The 395-nt window shown below is 68.1% G+C and carries 1 protein-coding gene; it reads right to left on the bottom strand.

Annotation, left to right across the window (positions count from 1 at the left end):
- The coding region (locus KDL01_RS42605; protein ID WP_212534367.1) for a polysaccharide biosynthesis protein at positions 1-395 on the bottom strand (395 nt) is incomplete at both ends.

Genomic DNA, 395 nt, shown 5'->3' with positions numbered 1-395 from the left:
GTCATCAGATAGCGCGTCACCTCGGGGTGGGTGACCGTCACCGGTCTGCCGGCCGCGATCTGCCGGGCGAAGACGTCGAGGAAGGACCCCTGGCACCCGAGCACGTTGCCGAAGCGCACGCTCACGTACGGTCTGCCCGCCTGGATCGCGGCCGCCGCGGTGAGTCCTTCGGCTATGCGTTTCGAGTATCCGAGCACCCCGACCGGATCGACCGCCTTGTCGGTCGAGATGTTCACCAGGAACGCGACGTCCGCGGCCAGGGCCGCCTCGAGCACCGCTCGGGTGCCGAAGACATTCGTCTTGACGGCTTCCCCGGGGAACTTCTCCAGGATGGGCACCCATTTGAGGGCCGCCGCGTGGAAGACGGTGTCCGGCCGGCACTGCTGGAACAGCCG

This window comes from Actinospica durhamensis, from assembly GCF_018139695.1.
GTDB classification, from domain to species: domain Bacteria; phylum Actinomycetota; class Actinomycetes; order Streptomycetales; family Catenulisporaceae; genus Actinospica; species Actinospica durhamensis.
This window is presented reverse-complemented; position numbering and strand designations above follow the sequence as displayed.